This window comes from Brevibacillus sp. AG (assembly GCF_028369215.1).
GTDB lineage: Bacteria > Bacillota > Bacilli > Brevibacillales > Brevibacillaceae > Brevibacillus > Brevibacillus porteri.
Genome location: NZ_JAQMYO010000007.1, coordinates 298,900 through 316,846, shown reverse-complemented (window position 1 = coordinate 316,846; position 17,947 = coordinate 298,900). Strand labels below are relative to the sequence as shown.

The 17,947-nt window shown below is 40.9% G+C and carries 21 protein-coding genes and 2 pseudogenes; 20 read left to right on the top strand and 3 right to left on the bottom strand.

Annotated elements, in window-relative coordinates:
- Both POF51_RS20245 and POF51_RS20240 read left to right on the top strand, forming a co-directional pair.
- Positions 1-507 (top strand): hypothetical protein, encoded by a 507-nt coding sequence (locus tag POF51_RS20245; RefSeq protein WP_271755987.1) that lies wholly within the window; start codon positions 1-3, stop codon positions 505-507.
- Between the two features lie 585 nt (positions 508-1,092).
- A complete protein-coding gene (locus POF51_RS20240) occupies positions 1,093-1,701 on the top strand; it encodes a helix-turn-helix domain-containing protein (protein WP_271755986.1) in 609 nt (202 codons plus the stop codon).
- A gap of 515 nt (positions 1,702-2,216) precedes the next feature.
- Here POF51_RS20240 and POF51_RS20235 read toward each other — a convergent pair.
- Positions 2,217-2,423, bottom strand: a complete 207-nt coding sequence (locus tag POF51_RS20235) for a helix-turn-helix domain-containing protein (protein WP_054977408.1) — start codon at positions 2,421-2,423, stop codon at positions 2,217-2,219.
- 162 nt (positions 2,424-2,585) lie between these two features.
- Here POF51_RS20235 and POF51_RS20230 point away from each other — a divergent pair, with 162 nt between their 5' ends.
- The 18 genes and pseudogenes from POF51_RS20230 (at position 2,586) to POF51_RS20145 (ending at position 14,971) form a co-directional block, all read left to right on the top strand.
- Positions 2,586-2,852, top strand: a complete 267-nt coding sequence (locus POF51_RS20230; protein ID WP_271755985.1) for a hypothetical protein — start codon at positions 2,586-2,588, stop codon at positions 2,850-2,852.
- Positions 2,849-3,628: a recombinase family protein gene (locus POF51_RS20225; protein ID WP_271755984.1), complete on the top strand. Its 780-nt coding sequence runs from the start codon at positions 2,849-2,851 to the stop codon at positions 3,626-3,628. The genes POF51_RS20230 and POF51_RS20225 overlap by 4 nt, the downstream gene beginning before the upstream one ends.
- Positions 3,629-3,748: 120 nt before the next feature.
- Positions 3,749-4,986, top strand: a pseudogene (locus POF51_RS20220) (IS110 family transposase).
- Positions 4,987-5,116: 130 nt separating this feature from the next.
- On the top strand, positions 5,117-5,737 hold the full coding sequence (locus POF51_RS20215; protein ID WP_271755983.1) for a hypothetical protein: 621 nt from the start codon (positions 5,117-5,119) through the stop codon (positions 5,735-5,737).
- Between the two features lie 31 nt (positions 5,738-5,768).
- Entirely contained in the window at positions 5,769-6,299 is a 531-nt protein-coding gene (locus POF51_RS20210) for a hypothetical protein (protein ID WP_271755982.1), read from the top strand.
- Positions 6,300-6,483: 184 nt separating this feature from the next.
- The gene (locus POF51_RS20205; protein WP_271755981.1) at positions 6,484-6,987 is read left to right on the top strand and encodes a hypothetical protein; all 504 of its coding nucleotides are present in this window, start codon (positions 6,484-6,486) and stop codon (positions 6,985-6,987) included.
- 4 nt (positions 6,988-6,991) lie between these two features.
- Complete coding sequence (locus POF51_RS20200; RefSeq protein WP_271755980.1) at positions 6,992-7,615, top strand: HK97 family phage prohead protease; 624 nt, start codon at positions 6,992-6,994, stop codon at positions 7,613-7,615.
- A gap of 20 nt (positions 7,616-7,635) precedes the next feature.
- A complete protein-coding gene (locus POF51_RS20195) occupies positions 7,636-7,800 on the top strand; it encodes a hypothetical protein (RefSeq protein ID WP_271755979.1) in 165 nt (54 codons plus the stop codon).
- Positions 7,801-7,921: 121 nt separating this feature from the next.
- Complete coding sequence (locus tag POF51_RS20190) at positions 7,922-8,128, top strand: hypothetical protein (protein WP_271755978.1); 207 nt, start codon at positions 7,922-7,924, stop codon at positions 8,126-8,128.
- Between the two features lie 101 nt (positions 8,129-8,229).
- Entirely contained in the window at positions 8,230-8,739 is a 510-nt protein-coding gene (locus tag POF51_RS20185) for an HGGxSTG domain-containing protein (RefSeq protein ID WP_242774763.1), read from the top strand.
- Positions 8,740-8,926: 187 nt separating this feature from the next.
- Positions 8,927-9,736 carry a recombinase family protein gene (locus POF51_RS20180; RefSeq protein ID WP_244521715.1) on the top strand — a complete coding sequence of 270 codons (810 nt, stop codon included), beginning with the start codon at positions 8,927-8,929 and terminating at the stop codon, positions 9,734-9,736.
- A 30-nt stretch (positions 9,737-9,766) separates the two neighbouring features.
- Entirely contained in the window at positions 9,767-9,937 is a 171-nt protein-coding gene (locus tag POF51_RS20175; protein WP_139135917.1) for an IDEAL domain-containing protein, read from the top strand.
- A gap of 401 nt (positions 9,938-10,338) precedes the next feature.
- Positions 10,339-10,581 carry a CdiA family toxin C-terminal domain-containing protein gene (locus POF51_RS20170; RefSeq protein ID WP_069846236.1) on the top strand — a complete coding sequence of 81 codons (243 nt, stop codon included), beginning with the start codon at positions 10,339-10,341 and terminating at the stop codon, positions 10,579-10,581.
- A 23-nt stretch (positions 10,582-10,604) separates the two neighbouring features.
- Positions 10,605-10,982, top strand: a complete 378-nt coding sequence (locus POF51_RS20165) for a hypothetical protein (RefSeq protein ID WP_069846233.1) — start codon at positions 10,605-10,607, stop codon at positions 10,980-10,982.
- A 599-nt stretch (positions 10,983-11,581) separates the two neighbouring features.
- Positions 11,582-12,271 carry an Imm3 family immunity protein gene (locus tag POF51_RS20160; protein ID WP_069846231.1) on the top strand — a complete coding sequence of 230 codons (690 nt, stop codon included), beginning with the start codon at positions 11,582-11,584 and terminating at the stop codon, positions 12,269-12,271.
- A 650-nt stretch (positions 12,272-12,921) separates the two neighbouring features.
- The gene (locus tag POF51_RS20155; protein ID WP_069846228.1) at positions 12,922-13,539 is read left to right on the top strand and encodes a hypothetical protein; all 618 of its coding nucleotides are present in this window, start codon (positions 12,922-12,924) and stop codon (positions 13,537-13,539) included.
- Positions 13,540-13,684: 145 nt separating this feature from the next.
- The gene (locus POF51_RS20150) at positions 13,685-14,161 is read left to right on the top strand and encodes a hypothetical protein (protein ID WP_069846225.1); all 477 of its coding nucleotides are present in this window, start codon (positions 13,685-13,687) and stop codon (positions 14,159-14,161) included.
- Between the two features lie 123 nt (positions 14,162-14,284).
- Positions 14,285-14,971 (top strand): Imm3 family immunity protein, encoded by a 687-nt coding sequence (locus POF51_RS20145; RefSeq protein ID WP_271755977.1) that lies wholly within the window; start codon positions 14,285-14,287, stop codon positions 14,969-14,971.
- A 570-nt stretch (positions 14,972-15,541) separates the two neighbouring features.
- Here POF51_RS20145 and POF51_RS20140 read toward each other — a convergent pair.
- Both POF51_RS20140 and POF51_RS20135 read right to left on the bottom strand, forming a co-directional pair.
- Positions 15,542-17,527: pseudogene (locus POF51_RS20140) on the bottom strand (serine hydrolase).
- Between the two features lie 217 nt (positions 17,528-17,744).
- Entirely contained in the window at positions 17,745-17,897 is a 153-nt protein-coding gene (locus POF51_RS20135; protein ID WP_167403238.1) for a hypothetical protein, read from the bottom strand.
- Between the last annotated feature and the right edge of the window lie 50 nt (positions 17,898-17,947).

The window sequence follows — 17,947 nt, the reverse complement described above, 5'->3', positions numbered from 1 at the left end:
ATGGATTACGAATTATTTATAAATACTAAGTTGGAAAGAAACAGCATAGGTGATCTATTATATGAGCTAGCGGGTGATGTATTAGGTGAGGAAGTTAAGTTTAAAAAAATGCGACATGAACTTGGTTTTCAATATGTATATATTGGTTGCGATTACTTTTCGATAGACATTGATCTAGATGATGAAGATGATGATATGGAAGAGTATCAGGAGATGAATTTCAGATATCATGGCGTTAATACAAATATGCGTATTAGTGTTCAGATGATTTCAAAGACGTTTAATATTGGGTGGAGGAAATTTCTTGAATTAACTGGAAGAACTTTAAGAGTTATTGATGGAGATTTGCTTTTACTTGATGATAGTTCATTTCCAGTAATGAAAAGAAAAGATAATGTTTTATATATAAATAGCAATTTAGATGAATATCGTATTAAATATATTACTAAGGAAAATTTAAGCCTGCTTAATTACCCTTTTATTGAAGAAAATTTCTCGGGAAAGTAGACCGGGTTTACAACTAGGCCACAAGATCGTACAATACAACCAAAAATGCCGCAATGCGAGCTAGCCGCCCGTGTTGTGGTTTTTTCATTCTCTGATGTAAATGGCGGAGGCTGTTCAAAAAGCTCCTACCCAGTGCCGAATGAACCTATCATTTAAGCAATCACACACATAACCCATGTAATACCCGTATAAAGGTTTCTTCATTTTGACTGTACGCACATGGAAGCTTGAATTTTATATCCTATTTAACGTAATAGCATTGTATCGAACAGGTCGATTATGGTCAGATACCACCATAATCGACCTGTTTTTTGTTATCTTCGTTTTCTTGCGGTTTTTTCAAAATGATTGCAACTATGTGCGTACATAGAACGGTAGTTAAGGTGAAAGGGCATAAGTCGGTCAAAGAGACATCTATCGCAACTAAACGACAAGGTATCCCGACTATTAACAGTGTAAGAGTCAAAAATCTGGTGACGACCAGTTTACATATATTGGGCGAGGTATCGTTGAATAGCTAGCCACCTTCCCAACTTCATAGCCGCCATACGGCGGCATAAAACTATGAGAAGGATGGTAATGAAAATGAGTAACTTCTGGTTGATTAAGAATAACCAAGCTGCTAATGAGTACATGGACGCGGTGAGTCAAGAGAGTCAGTTCACGTCACAGCATAAGGGATTTACCAAAGTGCCGCATAAAATCCATCGGTGCTTCGGTTTGAGTCCGTATGAGAAGTTAATTCTGATTGACCTAATCGCTTATATGAGCGACAAGAGTCAGTGTTATCCGACCATTGAAATGATGGCAAGAAACATCGGGTGTAGTTCTAAGTCAGTAGAACGTCATATCAAGGAATTGGCAGGCAAGAAGATGATTCTGGTCAGTCAGGGTAAGAATAACACCTATTCCCTGCCAAATTATCTACATTGCCATCCGTATCTGCTTATGTCGGAAAAGACCCATGAGGTTATCGGAAGCGTACGGAAGCAAGTCGACGAGCGAAAATTGACACTTTGTATTCAGGGATTGGTTAAACGTGACGAGTACAAGGCGTTTATCGACCAACTTCAGAGACTCAACCAGAGAAGACTCCCCATAGATAAATTCGCTGAGAAGGAGATTCTGGACAGCTATGCTCAGTTCCTTAAAGCTGAGATTACGAAACGCTTTCCGCCCGATGTGAACGGGTAATGATGAGTCTGTCTTTTCAGCAGACTCTCTGTCCGAATAACCGTCATATAGTCTGTTGAAGGATGCATAAATGGTGCTGTAGACAATGTGTCCACGATTTAGACATAGAGTCGGTTAAGAAGGACAGGGAGTCTGGATGAAAGACATAAAGTCTGTTACGAACCGTCCGACAGTCTCACTAATAATAATCATAAACAATACTCAATTAAAGAAGAATTAAAAAAGAATCAGTTAAAGAAGAAACAGCAGACACGCCATTGGCGGTCTGCGATTTAGGGGGATTTTTGATTCTTGAAGGGGATTGGTAAAAGCGGCGGATAACTCTTTTAAGGATACTTTACTCAAGAATCAAAGAAAGAGTTCCGCCGCCGCACTTCTCCGCCCTGCCCTGTCGGGTGGCTCTGAACACATAAGGTTTTACAAGTTTCTACGAAGTGCTGGTAGAGAAGGGGGTGTATCTGCCGATAACGTGGTTCTACGAGCCTATAGTCGGCAATAAGGAGTGCGGCAATGTGCTACTCATCTTCCATAACGATAAGGTCATGAAGTTCGATGTCAAGCGTCTTACATATGACTTCAAACGTGCTGAGATGGACTCTATCGACTTCATTTGAGCATAGATGACTGATTGTATTTGGTCTTAATCCCGTAAGTCTGGCTAGTTCGCGTTGGGACATGTTTCTTTCCGCCAGTATTTCCTTGAGTTTCACGATAATAGGCATAGCTAACCTTCTTTCCAAACATCAACCTCTCTTTATTATACGTATACGGATTGGGAGGGTCTAATAAAAGTGATTGATTGTATCGCTTAGTAGATATATAATTTATTTGTATCTATTAGGCGTTACATTAATCTCAATTACTATTACGGAGGGGGAGATGGTATGAATCACTTAATCCACAGACTGGAACAGTTGCAGAGGAGAGAAGCGGTTGTTCATGAGAAATTAACAACCTGCATCACTTATCAATCTGCTATCTTGGACTTTACCATTCGGGAAGGGTCTCGTTGTCAGCGTACAGCCATAGAGGATATTGTATTAGCCGTTAATCGTATTGAGATGGATTTACGTACGGAATGTTGTCAACTCAAGTTAGAACAGGCGTTAATTACGAGTGAGATGCAGTTTACTGAGGGAGCGACAACATGAAGAACGTCATCGGTTACGTAAGAGTCTCGACTAGCGGACAAGCAAAAGACGGATACAGTCTAGGGTATCAGCAGGATGAAATCCGTACGTATTGTCTCGAGCAAGGATTAAACCTTATCCATATCTACATAGATGAAGGTATTAGTGGGGCAAAGGTAAACGAGGATGCTCTTGAGGTGGAGAGAATTGGCTTTCAGAGCATGTTAACCGCTCTAGCCAGTAAAACCATTGATGCAGTTGTTATCCTCCATACTAGCCGTTTATGGCGGTCTGATATCGTGAAAGTAGTGGTTCACCGAGAGTTCAAAAAATACGGGGTGGACGTTCGGAGCATCGAACAACCCACCTACAGCATTTACAAGAAAGATCCGAATGACTTCCTGATAAACGGCTTGATGGAATTGCTAGACGCTTACCAACGTCTTGAAATCGCCATGAAGCTAAGTCGAGGAAGAAGCAAGAAAGCCCAACAGGGCGGCTATGCAGGTGGAAGGGCTACTTTCGGATACAAGGCAAAGAAAGGTCAGAAATGTATCCAAGTAGACGAAAGACATGCCCAAACCGTCCGCAGAGTATTTGAAATCAAGGAACAGCATCCCACATGGTCATTGACCCAGATAGCTAAAACCTTGAATCAAGAAGGATTTACAACTGGGCAAGGCAGATTATTTACCAAAGTACAAGTGAAACGAGTTTTGGACAAACGTGATTTTTATAGCGGCACATACCGCTATGGAGATATACAGGCAGATGGCTTGCATGAAGCTATTCTGTAACAGGAAGTGAATGGAGAGGCTTGCGTCCCATTGCGAACCGTAAGGTTAACGCTCGAACTGAGGTTGCCCCCATTTTACTCCTATACATCAAAGAATCCGTACACAGGGGTGATTTCTTTTATGCACTACAAGCAAAAACACATCTATGTCGGGCTTGACTTGCACAAAGCCCACCATACAGCCGTTATCATCGACTGTTGGAATACGAAACTGGATGAAATCCAAATCGAAAACAAGCCAAGCAGTTTCGATGACCTGATGAAGACAGTCAAGAAGCATTGCAAAAAAGGAATGACTCCTGTCTATGGATTGGAAGACACGGGCGGCAACGGCAGAGCATTAGCTGTTCACCTTGTCGAGAAGAAACAAATCGTCAAAGAGGTCAACTCTGCTCTCTCCTATAATGAGCGTAAGAGTTATGCTACTACTCAAAAGAGCGACAGTTGGGATGCGTATTGCATCGCCAAAGTATTGCTATCCAGATTGGATGAACTGCCAGATGCGAATCCGCAGGACATTTACTGGACAATCGGGCAACTGGTGGCAAGAAGAAACGCACTGGTCAAACATGCCAGTTCATTGAAAAACCAACTGCACCAACAACTAAGCTACCACTATCCGTCTTACAAGAAGTTCTTCTGTGATATTGATGGAAAAGCCGCCCTTGCCTTCTGGGAGAAGTACCCTGCTCCTCATCACTTGGAATCGGTGGGGGCTGATGAACTGGCAACCTATCTACGTAAGGCAAGCCATAACACCTGCTCTACCGTAAGGCAGAGGAAGTATTGGAACTGGTGAAGAAGGACGGGGAGACAAAGCGAAACTACCAAGAATCCAGAGACTTCCTTGTTGTGAATATGGTACAGGACATGAAAAGAAGCAGGGAACTGATTAAGGAAACCGAAGGTCAACTTCGTCAGGTTATGTCCCAACTGGATTACAAGCTAGAGTCGATGGATGGTATTGATGTTGTGACCGCTTCCCAATTGGTGGCGGAAATCGGGGATATTAACCGTTTCTCCAAAGCCGACAAATTAGCCCGTTTTGCAGGAATTGCTCCCGTCCGCTTTAGTTCGGGAGGAAAAGGGAAAGACCAAGCAAGCGGATAAGGAAATCGGGTACTGAACGCTATCTTCCACAATCTAGCCGTCCAACAAATCCAAGTAGCAAAAGGCGACAACAAGAAACAACGGAATCCTATCTTCTATGACTACTATCATCGGAAGCTAGCGGAGGGCAAGACGAAGAAGCAAGCCCTCATATGTGTCATGAAAAGGCTCGTAAATATCATCTACAGCATGATGAAGAACAAGACAGAGTATCGGGCGGCTAATCTGACAGAGCGTCAGGCAAGTTGATATAATGGTGGTAATTGGTAAAACGGTTGCCACCTTCTTTATTTCCTACTTTAAGATTACAACTTAGGGGACGGAAAAAGCTGATTTAAACACTGAAAGAGAAATAAAGGCGATTATTTTTGGAGAAAACGTGCAAGATATTCGCAAACATGCGAAAAAAGTGACTGTGTTTGATGATTATTGTGAGATTGTTACAAAGGATGGTAAGTTAGTAAGAATTGATAAGCATGAAATGCAAAATTCATCTTTTACCAAATTGGATGAATTGATTCTGTTTGAAGATACTATTAGTGATTATGGAGTTAAGACGTATGAGAAAATTAGGAATAATGGATTAGATGATGTTAATGAAGTATCAAAAAATACTGGAACAGATATTGAAAAGATAATTGAATTGAAAAAACATTTATTTTTAGAAAAACATCAAATACCGAAAGCAGGAGGAATTTTAATAAAAACAGAATATTTCTCGCCAGATGATGAAATAGCTTACCTTTGGTCTTTGGCTCAAAAAAGAGAATTTACAGAAGAACAAAAGGCTTGGTTTAAGCAGTTACTTGATCATGAACTAAAGGAAAGAGATCTAATGATGGGTAAAGAAGGGAAGAAACCTGAACCTTATCGGAGATTAGATTCCTGGAGCGATACCTTGGAGCAGTTTACGGGTAATCCTAAAGGGGCGCACGAAAAAGCTCCACCTCAGCCCGATTACGGAACTTTTCCAGGTTTTGACCCATCAAAATATTATTAAGGGTTTATATATTAAAGACGGAGGAACATAAATGAACAGATTCGATGAGGCTGCTAAACGATTAAATCAAATAGACTGGGAGAAAGTTGGGAGCGTAGAAGAACCGTGGAATATGGCGTTAGTAAAAGAATATATAAGAAGAGCATCAGTACTAATAAAAACATACTCTTTAAAAACTCCATATCCTTTTTTTAACGCGGCTAATATACTTGGATTTGATATGGAACTTGAACTGTCTGAAATTTGTCCGTCTCTAGCAAAAGTTAATAATTCCTTGATAACAGCTATGTGTGTTTCTTATCTTGAGTGGGCTGTTTTGGCTGATAGAGGAGAAGCACATGCAAGCCAATTTTCAGATTTGTATGAGCCAATAATAAAATTGTTTGAAAAAGGAGGTAAGGTAAACAGACGTCATGGCGAAATACTTGCAGGGGGACAAGCTTTTCCACTAGCCAACGCCGATTATATGTCTAAGCAAGACCCCATTGATATCACGGATGAGGGACTCGAAAATTATAATAGAGTTGCCATTGAAATTATAATGAAAAAAAAGAACTTATAGCATCTGTCAACATTTTTGTGTAAGCCCATTTACAACCCCAACAACAAGATCGTACAATACAACCAACAAACCAAACACTAAATAATTCAAACACTTGATAAACTTTCAAAAGCTCTTTCCCACTTGAACCATGAGTAGGAATGAGCTTTTTTTGCATGCCCAAAATCAAAGGAGGATGTAACCAATGGCAAAACGTGAACAGGTAGTGGCAGAAGAGTTGAAGAACCAGCAACTAGCACAGGGAGCAAAAAAAGAAGTGAGATCTATTGCCCAGGCTCGAGCAGCATACGAGCAGCTTATGGATGATATTCGCAGTTACTGTCAGCAAGCAAGGGAATTACGTGAACAGGCGGCAGAGTTGCAGCAAACAGGACTTACAGATTTTCAGGTTAGCAAAGAGATTCAGCAGTTCTTGAAACATGCGAAGCATTTGGATGCGGTAGCAGGTCAGAAGGATGGCCTGCCACGCCAGCAAGCACTAGAACTCATAGACAGACTAGAGCAAGAAGCATCAGATTGCAAGCAGCTTTTACAGTATAACGAGGCAGTTCTAGATCGGCAGCAACAAGAACTTGAAGATGCAAAGGCAGCAGCGGCGAAAATGATTCAGGATGCAGAAGAACGTCTGGAACAAACAAGGCAGATATTATCTGAAAAAATGGCTCAGCTTGCAGAACTGGAGGGATAACCAGATGAAACATTCAATTCGTGTACAGGTCAAGCAGTTAAAGAGTTCAACAGAAAATAGAGTTCTTAGGTTTATAGGCTCAACCGAAACAGAGGACAGAGATCGGGACGTCATTCGTGCTACTGGCTGGCAACTTGAAAATTACAAGAAAAACCCTGTGTTCCTCTGGGCGCATGACTACACGGTTCCCCCGATTGGACGGGCGCTGGATGTGCGAGTAGAGAATAAACAATTGGTATTTGACATTGAATTTCCGATGAAAGGGCTGTACCCCTTAGCGGATACCGTCTATGAACTATATAAAGGCGGTTTCATGAAAGCAACTTCGGTTGGCTTCCAAGGTAAGGAGTTTGAACCACGACAAGGCGGCGGCACTCTGTACAAGAAGCAAGAACTGCTAGAACTATCTGCTGTTCCGGTACCGGCAAATCCAGAAGCTCTACAACTCGCCAAGAGTAAAGGACTTGTTACGAGTGCAACAGAGAAGTTCTTTGGTGACGACGAAATCGTAATTGAAATCGTGGATGACGAAATTGAAATCGAAGGGATCGGCTCTACAGAAGAGTTGGTAGCTACCATTCAAGACGCAGTACAGGAAACGCTCAACAGAGCTACAGGAAAAGTGTAACCCAAGGAGGGATGAACATTATGGTGAAATTAAGTCCGGAAGCATTGGAAGCACGTCGGGAATATAGAAGACAGTATGAGCGTGAGTATCGGCGCAGATGGCGGCAGAAGCCGGAGAACCGATTAAAGGAAAAAGAATACGAGCGCAGATACTGGGAACGCAAGGTACAGCAATCCAAGGCATAGCATATGCAGCCCAACGCTCTTAGGTGACGCACCTATTCAATCGTACAAGCAAGGACATTTTACCGCAGCAGGCACGAAACCACGAGAGCAACCAAATACGACAGTCGGAGGAAATAGCACAATGACGAAACATGAAGAATTCTTATGGGAACTGTTACTTCACGAGATCGAAACGAAAGCAGAACTAACACGTATGTACTTTGACTGTTTTACGTTTATTGCTAAAACGGAACAGCTTGAGGAGTTTCAGTTGCATAAGAAACAGAGGGAAGAAAGTAGAAGGAAAGCATTAAAGGAGTCATTCCTTGAAGAAGATGAACAAGAATAGTGAACATGTATTGAAACAGATAGATAAACAGCTTGGTGGCAAGTTGCCCTCCCCCGGTCGGGGAAACGATACCCCATGAAATGAGGTTAGGGGATATAAAAATGGAACAGAAACAATGCGGAGCCAAGACGAAAAGTGGTGAAGCTTGTAAAAAAGCGGCTCTAAAGAATGGACGTTGCAGGTTGCATGGTGGAAAATCTACTGGCCCGAAGGACAGGGCGAAGCATAGCGAACGTCTAAAAGGCAACAAAAACGCCTTGAAGCATGGACTGTATGAAACGATCTGGCTAGATACGCTAACGGAGGAAGAACAAGAGTTGTACCATCAGGTTTCAACCGACCCGAATGTACAGGTGGATAGCGAGTATCGGCTTTCAGAGTTACGGATACGGCGTATGCTAATGCGTATTCAGCAGGAGGAACAGAAGGACAAGCCTGACCCTGCTGAAATTAGAGCCATTGAAGATGCCATCACCAAAGTGCAGATGAATGTCGCGGCACTGATTCGGGAGAACGGCAAACTCAGGGGTATGCAGAAGCAGAAAAGTGATGGCTCGTTAGACCAGTTGGTCGAGATATTGCAACAAGCGAGAAGCAAGTTTCAAGGATGAAGACAGGAGCAGACAGAGCACACGCTTTGTTTCGCTCCTTTTTACTACCGCAGAAGGCGTGGCATCTAAAAATGAATGTAAAAATGTCTTACCACGATCACGGTTAACGAGCGGCAAAAAGGATAAAGAGGGTTGTAAATGCCTTCCGTAAGGTCGTATGGTGTTACAAAAAACAGGAGGCATTTACATGAAGGAAACGAAGGTCAAGAAATGGGTAGGCTATGTGCGTATCTCCTCGGACAGTCAGATGGAGAACACATCTATTAGTGAACAGGTAAGGCAGATTGAAGCGTTTTGCGTGAGTCAGGGCTGGCAACTGGCAGCGATCTTCAAGGACGAAGGAGTTAGTGGCAGCACAATAGAACGAGACGGTTATCAAGATATGCTGCATTACATTCAGCAGCCCGAACATGAGGTTGGCGGGATTGTCGTGACGAAATCAGACCGTATCCATCGTCAATTGAATCATCTGCTGGACTTGATCGAAGAGGAACTGGAACCACACGGCATGGCGTTCATTAGTGTGACGGAGCGAATGGATACCTCGACTCCGCAAGGGAAGATTTTCTTGCAAATGCTTGGCGGTTTTGCTGAGTTTGAACGTGCAACCATCAATGAACGTACCCGAAACGGACGAATCGCTACGGCTAGAAAGAATCAATATGCTGGCGGAGGTATTCCTTATGGCTACAGGCTGTGGAACGGAAACATTGAACTGGATAAACAGCAAGCCATCACCGTAAAATACATCTTTCAGGAATATGTAGAAGGAACAAACCCTTATCGCATCGCCAAGTTGCTGAACAACGCTGGTATCCATACCAAGACAGGAAAGGCTTGGACAGTCGTACAGGTACAAAACATTTTGAACAATGAGACGTACACAGGGTTCAACATGTACAACGGGCAAAAAGAGCAGAACGGCATTAGGCAGAAAGATGTGTTTCCTCGTATCATTAGCCGCCAGTTGTGGAACAAGGCAAGGCAGGTCAGCTAATCATCACGTAAACAATGGGAGGCTGGACAAATGAGCGAATACAAAGAGCGAATGATGATGTGTTCAGAAGACTACGACGAAATGATTGACATGGCTCTAGCCATGAAGGACAAGGAATGGTTTGAGGAACTGGTTACCAAGCAAAAGCGGTTACGTGAACTGGAGATTGAAATACGCCGCGAATTAGGTGTACTCGACTAGGATACGATCATACTATACAGCAGACCCACGAGAACCGGGCGAGACGACGCTCTCATGTAGGATTACCACAAATGACACCGATGAAGGGAGATACAAACGAGAGCGAACCATCTCATAGGGTTAAGCGTTATTGTTGACTCCAAACAAAGCATGTGTCATAATCTCCGTACAGTATTCGATTGTGGTTCAGGGATACTGCTAACTTGCCCAAACTTTGAAATCTTAGAAAACACACACTTCAAGCACTTGGAAAACACTGTTATTGGTGATTTCAAGTGCTTTTTTGCGTTTATCACGTTGAAACGGAGAGCGTCCGATAATTACTTAATTAGTCGAGTAAGTGTACATTTTTACAATCGCAAGTAGCCAAAAAACGTATGAGAACGGGAGTGTAGCGTGTGATGAAGGCAAGTGTATCCATAGACAATTTAGATGAATATAAAGAAATAGGTAATCCAAAGACAGTTTACGACCCTTTAGTATATAGTGATGAACAAATGTATCAATGGGGCTTGGAGGCAATGGAAAAAGGATATTTAAATGGATATTTGATTTGCGGTGAAGCATCAAATGGAATGAAATTTGTAGGGTATTTTAGAAATGGAGAAATTACCAATTTCCATCCAGTTACAAACTTTGATTAATAGGTATAGTTAGGAGAGTGTTTATGAGTAGAATAACCATGACTGATGAGTGGCATAATGATTTTATTAATGGAATTTTTATTAATAAATCAAGGATATTAAAATGTATAGGTATAATAATTACAAAGGAAGGGGTTATTTTTGATGATGTTTGTATGATAGCTACATACAATACGTATGATAATGATGATCCTGAAAAATGTGAAATGGACGAAGTGGTATTAAGCAAGGAATTTCCTGGTTATCCTGAAGAGCTATCGTATTTAAGCTATAAGGAGTTCTTGAATTTAATTGAGCATGGGTTGGAAGTGGCTATTTCTCGATTTGGGGAGACTGAAAAAGAGGAAATATTAAACGAGCTTGAAAAGGCTACAAACGTATTACTTAAAAATTTTCAATAAATTAGAGCTATAGTAATTTAGACTGTGCCAAAAATATTGTGTAAATCAGTTTACAACTCTACGAACAAGATCGTACAATACAACCAACAAAGCCACGATACGAGCTAGCCGCCCGTGTTGTGGTCTTTTTCGTTCTTTGGTATTAATACGGCGGTTGATGAAATAGACCCCCACCCAGTGCCGAATAAACCCATTATTCAATCAATAACACATATAGCCCATGTAATACCCGCATAAAGGATTCTTCAATTTTGTTGTACGCACATGAAGCTTGAATTTTATAACCTATTTAACGTAATAGCATTGCATCGAACAGGTCAATTATGGTCAGATACCACCATGATTATCTGTTTTTTGTTATCTTCGCTTTCTCACAGCTTTTTTAAAATTTATCGCAACAATTTGGCAGAATAAAACGATAGTTAGTGTGAGGGACGGTCAAAGAATTTTTCATCGCAACTAAGCGAGTAGAAGTTCCGACTATTAACAGTGTAGAGTTCAAAATCTGGTGACGACCAGTTTACATATATTAGGAGAGGGAAACGTTGAATGGCTAGCAAGATAGTTGAACCATAAGGAAATTATTGGGAGGACATAAAGTGAAACGAAATTATGAGGCTTTATTTGGAGCTTTTTATGAAAACTATTTTTATTTTAAAAGTGAGAGAATGAGTGGTCCTGAAGCTCTTGCTTGCACATGTGAGGCATACTTCGGTATGGATAAAAGAGGTGAAATGGAAAAAGCAGTATTGTTTATTGCGGAAGGGAGAATTCATTTAACACATTCGAAAATTTTTGTTAAATCGAAACAAAAGATAATTGATGCATTAAATTCTCTAGATTTAAATAAGTTACAACTTGAAATAGCTCCAGATGATTATCAGGACATATTAGAACGAAGAGATATGGTGCTTGATGGAATTGAAAGTATACCTGTAGATTATAGTCCGAATACAAGATATTACTACTTTGAAATAGATAAGGAAGTTAAAAATTACTTTGGGATTTTATTTAATGAGAAGAAAGATGCAATTGAGCTTGTTGAGGAAATAATGGAACGATTCGAGCGTGAATGTAGGAGTACATTAAGTGAAAAAATAGTTGTTAGAACAACACTTGCAGAACTACTTATCAGATATAGAATTAATGCTAAAGGGGAGTTTTTGAAAATAAAAAATGAATTAGAGCAATTCGATATGAATGATGTGGGGGAACAATTGTCGGAAAATGAAAAGTTGGATCTTTCTATGCGAATTAAGGAAGTCTTATCTAAACTTCAAAATTTATAGATCAATTTGTTTTTTCAACGATGTGTTTTTAGAATGATACAAACAACAACGCCACAATGCGAGCTAAACGCCGTGTTGTGGTTTTTTATCTTCCTTTATTATCCAAGCAATCCAATCAAACAAGCGGCGGCTGTTCAAAAGCCCCACCCAGTGCCGGATGAGTAGGGCAGATGAATCTAAGTAGACTTAACTCAAGTTGTATTCGAATAAAGACTTTTTCATTTTATTTGTACGCACATCAATGCTTTGTCTTTATACCCTAAAAAGTGCTATTCCGATACATTAAACAGGTCGATTATGGTCAGATACCACATGATTGACCTGTTTTTATATGCAGATGATTTTGTACCTCATACCCGAGCTCGAATTAACCATCCTAATAATGGTGTATTTTGAGGATTCGGAGACAGCAAGAGGTTTTGATATGGCAGGAATAAGAGCTACATTACCGAATGGAGCAGCACTAAGTATAAAACGCGGACCAAACGGATGGAATTGGGATACTATGGATACATAAATGATTCTGAATAAAGCAAAACAAAATGTACTCATGAAACCAGAGTACGCAGAATTATTAAGGCAAAGAGATCAAGCGGCGCTAAATATGGCATGGATGAAATAATCTGCTGAATTGATGGGAGGTAGTTTTAATGTATACAAATAATAGTGAGGAAAGAAAGTTCCTATATGTTAAACCCTACTTCGTTGGAGTGATTGTAGACACAGATAATGGATTTGACTGGTTTGAGAACGACGAGAGAGGTCAATTAGGGAGAATAATAAAGGAGAGTAACTTTACTGACCTTATATGTGAATTGGTTCATATTTTCAAAGAGGGGCTGCCAAACTACTACGAGCTTTCTTCACTTTTTAGTATGAAATATGAAATAGTACAAGGACTTTTAATATCTCGTTTTGGATTAGAAACTGCTCGAAAAGAGAAAGAAGAGTTTGAAAGACGGTTTGGTAAAGGTAAAGCAGGTATGGATAATGGAGACAAAATTATTTGTAGAGTCGAAAACGTTGAACGTAAAGATCAAGATATATCTAAAATAGAAATGGATATTGACATTGAGTGCTTAAAAATCAATGACCTTTATTTATTTGTCAACGAAATACCAGATCTGAATGAATTGAAAACCAACATAGAGGCAAAGTTTGATGATGTTAACATTACTGTTGGTAATAAACTAATCGTCAAAGATAAAACTTATAGGATTTTTGTTTTAGAAGATGAAAATAGGATGACTGGGCATTTTAAGGGATAGTAGACTGTCGGCCCAGAGTCTGTCATTAACTTTGTGTAAATATACGCCACAATATGAGCTAATCGCCCGTATTGTGGTTTCTTTTTCATCATCGTTATATTGCAAAATAATTTCGAATTTGAATAGGGGATTGTAGGGAAGCAGTGTGGCTGCCATTATGGCCCGCAGAGCCTTCTACTACCAGGTTGCTGAGGTAAAAGAGAAGTTAGATGCCTTTGGAGATACACTGGCGGGGGTGTGGAATACCGCAGTAGATGCCGGGGACATGCTGCTGACAGGACTCGCGGGAGAAGAGAATACGCAAGATATATATGAATTTGTAAGCGGCGAAGAAGTTGGCACACTGAGAGAACGCAATGGCATAGAGCAAGGCGTAAACAACACGCTGAATTGTGTGGGAGATACGTTTTCGGGCAAGAAGTCGGGCGATGAAATCTTTTCAGATATAGGGAAGCTGGGAGAAGGGCTTTACGACGAGTATCTCGATCCATTCGCGAAGGACGTCCAATACAAACAAGAAAGCTTGTTTAACGGCGGTTTGTGGACCAGATCGGAAGACGAGAGCTATGCGAAGGGCCAGAATGAGTATAAGAAAGACATGGTGGTAGCAGAGGTAGTATAATTGGTAAATTTCAAGAAAAATATCCAAAATTTTAAATTGAGGTAATTCATAATAGTGGAGATTTAGTACCTCCTAAAGAACTTCCTAAACCCGATAAATAATTTAAAAGGTGGTAATTCTAGTATGAGTTTGAAGTGGGAATACGAGGAATTATTTGAGTCTTTTATGGAAGATTATACTTCATATAAAAATGCAAATATGAGTGATGCTGAATCACTTGCAAGAACATTCAATGTATATGAATCACTTCAAAACCACGGAGAGATGGAAAAGGCAATTATCCACATTTTATATGGAGAGTTATTACTAAAGAAATCAAGGGTACTAGATATTGCAAAAGAAAGAACAAAAGAAGATTTGCTCTCACTAGATTTAAATAAGCTTAACAACGAAGTAACAGATGAGCAATTTAAGGATTTACTTAACCGTAGAAATAGAATCTTACAAGAAATAGATACAAAACCATTAGATTATTATCCTGTAGTGAGATGGTATTATTTTGAAGTAATAAATAATGTTAAGGAGTATTTTCAAGATCAAAATTTTGAAACACACAGTGAAGAAGAATTTGTTAATAATATTTTGGAACGATTTAAGAGGGATTGTAAGAATACGTTAAGCGAAAACATTACCGTCAAAACAACTTTAGTTGAATTGCTATTATTAAATAATATTCGTGCATATTCACATATTAAAAATATTAAGAGCGAATTAGAGCAGTTCGATATAAATGATGTAGGTGAACAATTATCAGAAGATGAGAAGGCAGATCTGTCTTTTCGAATAAAGGAAGTATTGAGTAAATTATAGAATACAGCCTGATTAGGCCTCAAACTGACAAACACGTGTAGACCTACATACAAAGGGCTTATTCCAACTTGAACCATGATGAGGAATGAGCTTTTTTGCTTGCCCAAAATTAAAGGGGGAATAGGAAGATGTTAAAGCAGGTACAGGAAAAGGTAGGATGATTTGTACAGGCACAAACAGAGTGTGAGGCAATCATAGATGAAGTGAAAGGGGCACTCTCAGAATTCACGAGAGCTACGAAGAGATGAAGGTACTCGCGAGAATCCATCTCCCATAAGCGGACTCTTCTTTCGAGACGAAGAAAGGCTGCCGAGTTTCTCAACAGCCTTAAAATGGGGGGAGGGAATATTCTTCTTTTCATCGTAGCTATTAATCTTTTAACGCGGTAATCACTTTTGAAGCACGTTTTTCATCCGGGGTAGGGAACATTTGATATTCATGCTGAAGCTCGAGTTCTTTCTCAATCCATTCATTTGACTCTTTTGCTCAGCTTGTCCCTTGTGTTTATCGCTAATTTTCACGAACAGTCATCTCCCTCAAGGGAGAAGTTACCTACTTTATCCCAAAAGCTTACCGCTTAATCGGCAAAGAATAGTAGCCAAACGCTAAATCAATCAAGGCACTTGCTTCTTGACGCTTCAACAAATCTTTTGCGCGGAATGTGAAAGAGCCATCTGCGTTTATCTTCGTATCAGGATCGACGATGCCTTGTGAAGCAAGAGTAGTGATCGCATCTGTTGCCCATGCATCGGCTGAGTCTTGCAGCTTCACTTTGTTGGTTGCCTCCGGTTCAAGCTGCTTCAAAGTTTGGATCATGACAGCAGCGGCTTGTCTTGTGATAGGTGCCGAAGGGTTCAAATCAGGGATGTGCGCGGCCAATTGCTGTCTATTGATGGCTTCATCCCCGGGAAATCCGTACCAGCCATGTGCTTTGATCAGAGCGTCAATAATTCGCCTTGTGTCATGGTCCCTGTAGGATCAAATTTACTTCCTGTTTTTGCTCCCATAATGGAAAGCGCGCTGAGATTGTTGATATAGGTCTTATAGCTACTGCTATTAGATACGTCTGAGTAAGTCTCTTTCCTATCCATTTTTTGTGAATGGGCAACGGCAAGTGAGACGTTTTTTGGCGTGGAATAATAGAAGTATTTGATGTTACCGTTTTTCTCTTCCTTGAATGCGATTTTACTGCCTTCCTCACTACAAACAGTAGTGGATGAATCATGTGCAGCTTTTGTTTTCCAATCGTTGCATCTTCCACCATAAGTGAGCCATTCTCGTAGGCAATAGAAGTACGGTTCCAAAAGCACGCTTATTTTCGTACAGCCCGATATATTTTTGCGCGTCCTTTTCACTCAAGGGCAAATACACAGGCTCCGCTTTTTCTTTTTCCGGGAAATAATGATCCATGAACTCTTTGAAAATTTCGGCTCTCATGTCCGAATCATTGTTGTAGGACATATAAAAGGCAGTTTTTTGTTCAGGGATCAATACGATCAGGGAAGCATGTCCAGTAATGTTTCCACCCTTGAAAACAACGTGCTGACCATTTGTCAGATCTCTATAAAGGTTTTCAAAGCCGACTGTTGTGGTCCGCGAAAATCTGGTAAGAATGCATTAAGCCCATGCTTTTCTGGCTGACGATTTCCTTGCCGTCAAATTTTACATTTTGCAGGTGCATGATCATGTACTCGGCCATGTCATCTCCCGTTGATAGAATGCTTCCCTGCGGAGCATCAGTTGGAATGAATCCATCTGCCGGATGTGGCTCGCCATTAGGACCGTAATGGGCAGCCATTCTCTTCAAGAGCTCAGGCTTGAAGCGTACGCTACTCGAGGTCATTCCGAGAGGCTTGAACACTTTTTCATCCATATACTCGTTATAAGGGACTCCACTTGTTTTTTCCACGGCGTAGCCAGCGAGTAAGAATCCAGTATTATCATACGAATAGACATCGCCAGGTGGTCGGATGACGGTCGGCATATTATTCTTGGAAAGGAATTCATCCATCGAGATGTCCTGCTCGGTGTATTGTGGACCGAGAAAGGTAGTGATGTCAGGCATATCGAAGCCGCTTGAGTAGGTAAGCATGTCGTACATGGTGAGCGGTTTTCCGGTCGTATTGGGAACCTTTAGCCCGCCGAGATATTCCTCTACATTATGATGCAGGTCTATTTTACCCGCATCGACTTGCTGCAAGACGGCCATGGCGGTAAAGGTTTTCGTTACAGAGCCAATTTGGAACACTGTGTCTTTATTAACAGGGATTTTCTTTTCCTTGTCAGCGAAGCCGTAGCCTTTGTTCACGATAACCTTGCCATCTTGGACGACAACAAAGTTGGAACCATTCACATTGAATTTTTCATTTTCTCTGCAAACAGTGGATCGGCAAACGCTTCTACTTCTTTGGCATCCAGCGGTCCTTTTATGGTGGTGGCAGCAATGGATGCAGTCTGATTTATTTCCATTGCACCGAGCGGCTGCGTGCATACGGCAATCAAGGTCGGGGAGAGAAGAAAAACCGTGAGACTCATTTTTTGAAAAACATTTTTCATGCGAGATTCCCCTTTTGATTTATGCTAATACGTTTTGGGGCATCGACTCCGAGAGTGAGCGCTTGAGCACAGTATGGCAAAGCTAGCGCCATATTCGGTAGTTACTTTGTGTCATATGACATTTTTGCACTCGCTCACGGCATGCTCAACGGATTACGGAGCAAATGAAAAAGGCTGCCGAGTTTCTCGACAGCCTTAAAGTGGGGGAGAATAGCTATTAATCTTTCAACTCTGTAATTACTTTTGAAGCACGTTTTTCATCTGGGGTAGGGAACATTTGATATTGATGCTGAAGCTCGATTTCCTTCTCATTCAAGTCACTTGAATCTCTTTGCTCAGCTTGTCCCCTGTGTTTATCGCTATTTTCCACGACCAGTCACCTCCCTCAAAGGAGTAGGGTATACAACAAGTCCCTACTTT